A 6,876-nucleotide genomic window follows, 5' to 3' on the forward strand; every position below is an offset into this window, starting at 1 on the left:
ATGGGGCGCTGTATTTATATTCAGAATAAATACATATAATGTGGAAACTACTGAGCGTTGTTAATCAGTTTTCGATCAAGATTATCGAACGTTATTTACATTTTAATAGGTGAAATCAATCAGTTGTTTAATATTGATCGGTTATCTTGATCTTTTGTGTTGGTTTCATGCTATTTTGGTGATGAGTCCTGATAATTAACCTTTTTCCCTGCGGGGATTATCAGCGATAAACACCTTGAAATCTCAAGGAAATAAACTAAAAAAATAAGACACAGGGGTATTCCCGTGAATTTTCTAAAACATATCACCATCAGGATGGCGTTATTATCTATTCTTGTTATATTTTTGTTGCTTTGGGGAGGTGTCTCGACCTTTACATTATTTTCACTTAACCAATTGACGCATTCATTACATCTGAGTTCTAACCAACAAAAAAACATTAATATTATTAATCGGGGTAATGACCAATATTTTCGTGTGGTTACTCGTTTAAGTCGTGCCGCGGCATATCGTCAAAGCGGGGCAACTGCCGATGCTGATCGTGAATTGGCTTCAGCAGGTGTAGCACTAAAAAATACCCAAGAGAGTTTGGCGAAATTTAAACTGCAATCTCATGAGTCGATGGATCCATTACTGACAGATAAAACTATTCAAAGCTGGTCAACATTATTGAGTAATGGAATTGAACCGATGGCTAAAGCGGTGGCCGAGAATCGCTTCGAAGATTATAACAATTTGTTTAACAAAGATTATCCGCCATTAAGCCGAGAGTTTGGCGCTACCGTCGAGAAGTACAATTCTGCGGTTGATGCCGCAACAGAGGCTGCCAGTTTGCGGGTGGAGACATTAGTCGACTGGTGCCAACGGGCGCTTTTTGCTGCATTAATTGCCGGTGTTATCATTCTATTCTTAACCGATCGCTATATCGTCAGTTATTTGGTGCGTCCGCTGGAGTCGATCAAGGTGCACTTTAAACGCTTAGCTGAAGGGCAGTTAGGCCGGGCAATGCCTGAGTTTGGCCGTAACTGCGTCGGGCAACTGATCCCTTACTTACGTGAAATGCAAAATAGTTTGGTGAATACGGTATCAACTATTCGCAACAGTACCGATGCGATTTATACCGGAGCCGGTGAAATTGCAGCAGGAAATGCGGATCTCTCTTCCCGTACCGAGCAACAAGCGGCGGCACTGGAAGAAACCGCGGCCAGTATGGAACAACTGAATGCAACGGTAAAACAGAACGCCGAAAACGCGCATCAAGCCAGTAAGTTGGCTGAGAATGCCTCTGCAACAGCGAAAAATGGCGGGCGGATTGTCAGCGATGTCGTTGCCACTATGAGCAGTATTACGCAAAGCTCACGCCGTATTGCGGATATTATCGGTGTGATAAACAGTATCGCCTTCCAAACCAATATTCTGGCACTGAACGCAGCGGTTGAAGCGGCCCGAGCCGGTGAGCAGGGGCGCGGTTTTGCGGTAGTAGCGAGTGAAGTTCGTAATTTGGCCCAACGTAGTGCACAAGCGGCGAAAGAAATCGAAGGGTTGATCAGTGAATCGGTATCCCGAGTGAATATTGGCTCACAGCAAGTATCTGAAGCAGGGGAGACGATGAATAGCATCGTGCAGGCGGTGACCAATGTAACCGACATTATGGGCGAGATTGCCTCTGCTTCTGATGAGCAAAGCCGCGGCATTGGTCAAATTGGGCAAGCTGTCGCCGAGATGGACGGCGTCACACAACAAAATGCCTCCCTGGTACAAGAGTCTGCCGCTGCGGCTGCCTCGTTAGAAGAACAGGCACGGCAACTGACAGAAGCGGTCTCTGTTTTTAATTTATCAGATAATATGCAAGCCACTCATTCTTAGTTAAACTTTGATTCAATTTAAGAAATAACACTTATTGTCGTAATAAATAGTAGAGAACAGCCACCGGATTGCGCTAAGAGTCAGCGCCGTCTGGTGGTTTTCTATTACCAGTTTTAGGCATTTAGTCACAAAAACGCTATAGTGAGCTAGGTTGTTATTAGCTTTCAATAATAAAAAAATTCATGTTTTTATCGGGTTAAACAATGAGAATTGCTTACTTTCGCAGCATTTTATTTTTACTGGCGATAGGTATCTCATCGCCATCTTTTGCCATTAACTGCCAGCGTGCAGCGACGCCGGTTGAATATACTGTATGTGGTAATGAGGATTTACACTGGCTGGATCAGACATTTAGCGATATCTATCAGTCCATGTTGGTCAAATATGATACAGAAACAGTGTATCAGCAACGACAAATATGGGAAAAATCCCTTAACAGTTGTACCAGTGATAGCTGTATTCAGCGTGCCTATTTTCAGGGCATTGTCTCCATGTCTGATATTGACAAAAATTTTGATTGGAGCGGGCAGTGGTGGAATGTTACCAAAGGGAATGACCGGGGTGGCGTTATCAAAATAACCCGGGTTGCTGAGTGGGGATTTAGTATTGATAGCCGCGCCTGGTCCGGTGAAAATACCGGTAATTTTAGAGCTGAAGCACGTAAAGTTGAAGGGTTAGCGGTTGTTGATCTTATTGAAAATACAGCAAACTGCCGGTTATTACTGATCCCGATAAAAGATGGTTCAATTCAGGTGCACAGCAATGGCAGTTGGGGTTGTCGAATTTCGATGCCTAAAGATGTCTTTATTGACGGGCAGTATGTTCGGGCTGAAAAAGATCCACGTGAAACTCCCAGCTTACTTTCGGTCGGTATTTTTACTGATACCAACAACGATAAACTTTTCCGTGAGTTAGTCGGCGACCATTACGCCCAGTTTGTCGCCTCAGCCAACGTCTATATCTATAGCCATGACCGGGATAACCGGGGGGCAAAAGTATTATCCACCTGGGTGCGAGGTGCCGCTAATAAACGTGCATCAATAATTATGTATAACCGTGCCGGTTTGATGTGGGCCGCGTATGTTGCGCCTGAAAAAAATGGCACGCTGCGGGTTCACTATTTTACTAATGTGCCTGAAGATAAAGATAAAAGGCCCAAAACTATTGTTGAATGGCAGCAAACCTTTATGGATAACTAATTATCCCCTTTTTCTTTGAAGTTGTAGGGATTAATGAGCCTCATCCCTGAGGCTCAGCTACTTTTACTCTAAGGTACCAATCACATTCAGTGCCATATCATCAGGCACTTCGTTATAAGACAACACATTCAACCCATTGCAGAATAATCGTGCATAGCGTGCTATTAATGGCCGCAATTGTGGAGTTACCAATAAAATAGGTTGGTGATTTTCTGCTTTCATCTGCTCTTTAATGATCGGCATATTCTGCTGCAACTGGGTCAGGATATTTGGGTCGACTGGGAAGTTATCCAATACCACTTTCCCCGCTTGCTGCGCCTGATTCAACGAGCCAAGCAACATATTTTCTAATTCGTTATTAATAGTATAAACCGCCAGGTTTTTGTCATCGCCATTGATACCATTGACGATACCGGTACGTAATGCGTAACGCACATCAGAGGTGAGGAGCAGTGAATCTTTGGTGATAGTGGCACTTTCTACTAAGGTGGTGGCGATGGTGACAATATCTTTCAGCGACACATTTTCGGTTAATAGTTGACGATACACCTTCAGCAATTGGCTAAAATTCAATCCGGCAGCCAAATCTTCAGCCAAACGTGGCGACAGCGACTCAAGCCGTTGGTGTAATTGGGTTATATCATCATAATTAAACAGTTCAGATAAATGGTCACGTACCACTTTATTCACATGGGTCGCGACCACACTGGCACAATCCACCACCTGATAACCGAAGTTTAGTGCCGTGGGTTTATCTTCCGGCGCTACCCATACCACGGCCAGGCCGTAAGTCGGATCGATTGCTAGTACACCATCAACCTCGCCGTATTGTTCCGCTGTTGGAATCGCCATCAGTCTATCAATATAAACATCGCCACCGGCGACTTTGACACCATTAATATTGATGGTGTATTGGGACGGTTTTAAGCGGAAGTTTTCCCGTACTTTGACTTCCGGTAATAGAATTCCGCAGGTTTCGGAGATAATTTGCCGCACCCCTCGCAGCCGCTGAATCAGCGGTCGGCCTTTTGATTCATCGACCAGTGTGACCAGCTTATAGCCCAAATTCAGGCCGATAGGTTCAACTATCGGAATATTTTCCCAGTTGAGGTTCAGGGCATTATCTTCAGAAATGGCTTGGTCGAGGATTGTAAGATCGGGCTCAGCATCCGCTTGCTGAATTTTTTTACTTTGCTGCCAAGCGGCGAACAGGAGTAATCCGGTGAAGCTGAGAAAGGCAAGATGGGGCATCCCCGGCACAATGGCGAGTATGAACATCACGAATGCCGCAGCATACAAGATGGTCGGTTTTGCCAACAACTGATCTTTAATTTCATCAGTCATGTCACCGCCATCACTCACCCGAGTGACAATAATTGCCGCCGCGGTTGCTAATAACAGGGACGGAATTTGTGCCACCAGACCGTCACCAATAGTCAACAATACATATTGTTGAAACGACTGGCTGGCGCTGAGATCGTATTTAAAGATACCGATACAGATACCGCCGATCACGTTGATCACCAGAATCATAATACCGGCGATGGCGTCACCGCGAACAAACTTGGATGCTCCATCCATCGCACCGTAGAAGTCAGCTTCGCTGGCCACTTCTTTACGGCGCAAGCGCGCTTGCTCCTGATTGATTAACCCGGCATTAAGGTCGGCATCAATCGCCATCTGTTTACCCGGCAGTGCGTCCAAGGTAAAGCGGGCCGACACTTCAGAAATTCGCTCAGCACCCTTGGTTACCACCACAAAGTTGATTGTCGGGGTGGTATCAGAAGAGGAGCGGCAAGAGATTGTGGCGCAACTGAATGGGCAAACCATCTTTTCGCAGCAATCCTTTATTTCAATTCCCTCTAACAGCAAAAGTGGCGGCGGCAAGTTCTCTGACAGCATTGATGGTAAGGAGCAAGCGAAAGAGACCAAAAGTAATCTGGCAGTTGAGGTGCCGGAACCGGAGCAATCTCTGGAAGAGGTGGTGGATAAATCACGTAAAGAAATGGAAGAGTTATCACGCATCATTATGCAAATTACTTCTGCCTACGATGCGCAATCCAACCTGCAAATGGAAGTGGTGCCACAAGGGCTACGTATTTTGATTCAGGATGATAAGCAGCGCGATATGTTCCAGCGCAGTAGCGCGGTACTGACGCCGTTCTTCAGCCGTCTACTGGCTGAGTTGGCTCCGGCATTTAATGAGATGGACAATAAAATCATTATTACCGGCCATACCGATGCTTCCCGCTACCGTGATCAGGTGTTGTACAACAACTGGAATCTGTCGGGTGAGCGGGCGTTGATGGCCCATAAAGCGTTGGTAAAAGGTGGGTTAAGTGAGGCGCGAGTACTGCAAATCAATGCGATGGCAGACCAGATGTTACTGGACCCTGCTGAACCTCTTGCGGCGAAGAACCGCCGTATTGAAATTATGGTCTTAACCAAAACGGCTTCAGACACCTTATATCAGTTCTTTGGCAAACACGGAGAGAATGTAGTGAAACCGGCAGCGAAAAAAGCCGGATAGTTATGTTCATCTTTTCACCGCCCAGTCTACCCTCGAACCTTCAGGACTGGGCGGTGCTTTTTAATACAATGACTTAACTTAAGTGGCCATATCTGCACGCTGAATTCGGGCGGCAAACCTAACGTGGTGTGATAGTGACGGTATTTCCATGGGTAGCAATGGTGACACGTTGCCCCGGTTGGAATTGGGTAACGCCCTGAGCTTGAACCACCAGGAAGGTGGTACCGTTATCGCGGCGCACTTCCAGTTCAACACCACTACTGCGATTCATCATACTCTGGACTTGTTGGCCTACTACGCCACCGGCAACGGCACCTGCTGCGGTTCCGAGACGGCGACCCGTACCGCCGCCAATGGTGTTACCCAGAAAACCACCCACCACAGCCCCACCTACCGCACCCGCAACATTATTCCCATCTCCGCCCTGAATAGTGACCGGACGGACAGAAACCAAGGTTCCGTAAGTCACAGCTTGGGCCTGGCCGGCCTGAGAACTGCTAAAAGTATCGCCCGAAAGGGTATTATTATTGGCGCAACCACTGAGAGTGGCGATGGCGAGGGTTACAACAATGAATGGTTTTATCATAAAGACCCTTCCTACTTGAAGTTGCTAACTTATAACCGATTGAATATTGACCGGTAAAATAATCATAGCACGACTTATTTGCTTATTAATTGATAGATAGATAAAAAGTAGAGTTAACTCAAATTTTATAGGACGATTAGCCCCAATCAGAGGGCATGTTATCGTCTCTCTGGCCGACAATTTACCGGCGAAAGTAAAATCACGGCAGCGGAGGCACATTTAACTCTGCGTAAAGTGAAATTTATAACCTAATACACCGATAACAGATTATCCCTCTGGCAAGTATTCGCTATCACTGTCATCGCTATGATCCATTTTGTAACATTAAGATTTATCATTAAAAATGACAAAACAGGCTGTTAGAGTTCTCAAACTGAATGAAATTGATAAGAATCCGATTTTCTGGCTGATGTAACAATTCGCACTAGGAATAATGGTTAAATTAATAACTAATCACCTTGTATGATTTATATCCGCAGGTCTGGTTGGTTTCATTTTTTATAAAATGTTCAGGGAAGAGCTAATGGTTAACACTTTTTAGGTAGAATAATGACCTAATGAAATGTTAAAAAAATCAGTTTTAGTTAATAATTGATAGCAACATGGCGACCTAAAGATTGTTTTTCGTACAGATTTTTACCGCTGGTGGTGAGTATCGACAAGCGTCAGGCCCCGCAAGGGTTTGTCGCATTTTG

General features: G+C 45.3%; 4 protein-coding genes and 1 pseudogene. 3 read left to right on the forward strand and 2 right to left on the reverse strand.

Features of this window, described 5'->3' with window-relative positions; all coding sequences use genetic code 11:
• The first annotated feature begins 285 nt into the window (after nucleotides 1–285).
• Both V2A85_RS20960 and V2A85_RS20965 read left to right on the forward strand, forming a co-directional pair.
• Entirely contained in the window at nucleotides 286–1,866 is a 1,581-nt protein-coding gene (locus V2A85_RS20960; RefSeq protein WP_420072261.1) for a methyl-accepting chemotaxis protein, read from the forward strand.
• Between the two features lie 203 nt (nucleotides 1,867–2,069).
• On the forward strand, nucleotides 2,070–3,065 hold the full coding sequence (locus tag V2A85_RS20965) for a lysozyme inhibitor LprI family protein (RefSeq protein ID WP_420072262.1): 996 nt from the start codon (nucleotides 2,070–2,072) through the stop codon (nucleotides 3,063–3,065).
• Between the two features lie 63 nt (nucleotides 3,066–3,128).
• On the opposite strand, the pseudogene V2A85_RS20970 reads toward V2A85_RS20965, so the two are convergent.
• Nucleotides 3,129–4,832, reverse strand: a pseudogene (locus V2A85_RS20970) (flagellar biosynthesis protein FlhA); the annotation flags it as partial.
• On the opposite strand from V2A85_RS20970, the gene lafU reads away from it, so the two are divergent.
• Complete coding sequence (gene lafU, locus V2A85_RS20975; RefSeq protein WP_420072263.1) at nucleotides 4,795–5,595, forward strand: putative lateral flagellar export/assembly protein LafU; 801 nt, start codon at nucleotides 4,795–4,797, stop codon at nucleotides 5,593–5,595. The pseudogene V2A85_RS20970 and the gene lafU overlap by 38 nt on opposite strands.
• 118 nt (nucleotides 5,596–5,713) lie before the next feature.
• Here the strand turns inward: lafU and V2A85_RS20980 are convergent, their stop codons facing one another.
• Nucleotides 5,714–6,181, reverse strand: a complete 468-nt coding sequence (locus V2A85_RS20980) for a glycine zipper 2TM domain-containing protein (protein ID WP_083162455.1) — start codon at nucleotides 6,179–6,181, stop codon at nucleotides 5,714–5,716.
• Nucleotides 6,182–6,876 lie beyond the last annotated feature (695 nt).

The sequence above is a fragment of the Yersinia sp. 1252 StPb PI genome (assembly GCF_048593885.1).
Lineage (GTDB): Bacteria > Pseudomonadota > Gammaproteobacteria > Enterobacterales > Enterobacteriaceae > Yersinia > Yersinia enterocolitica_E.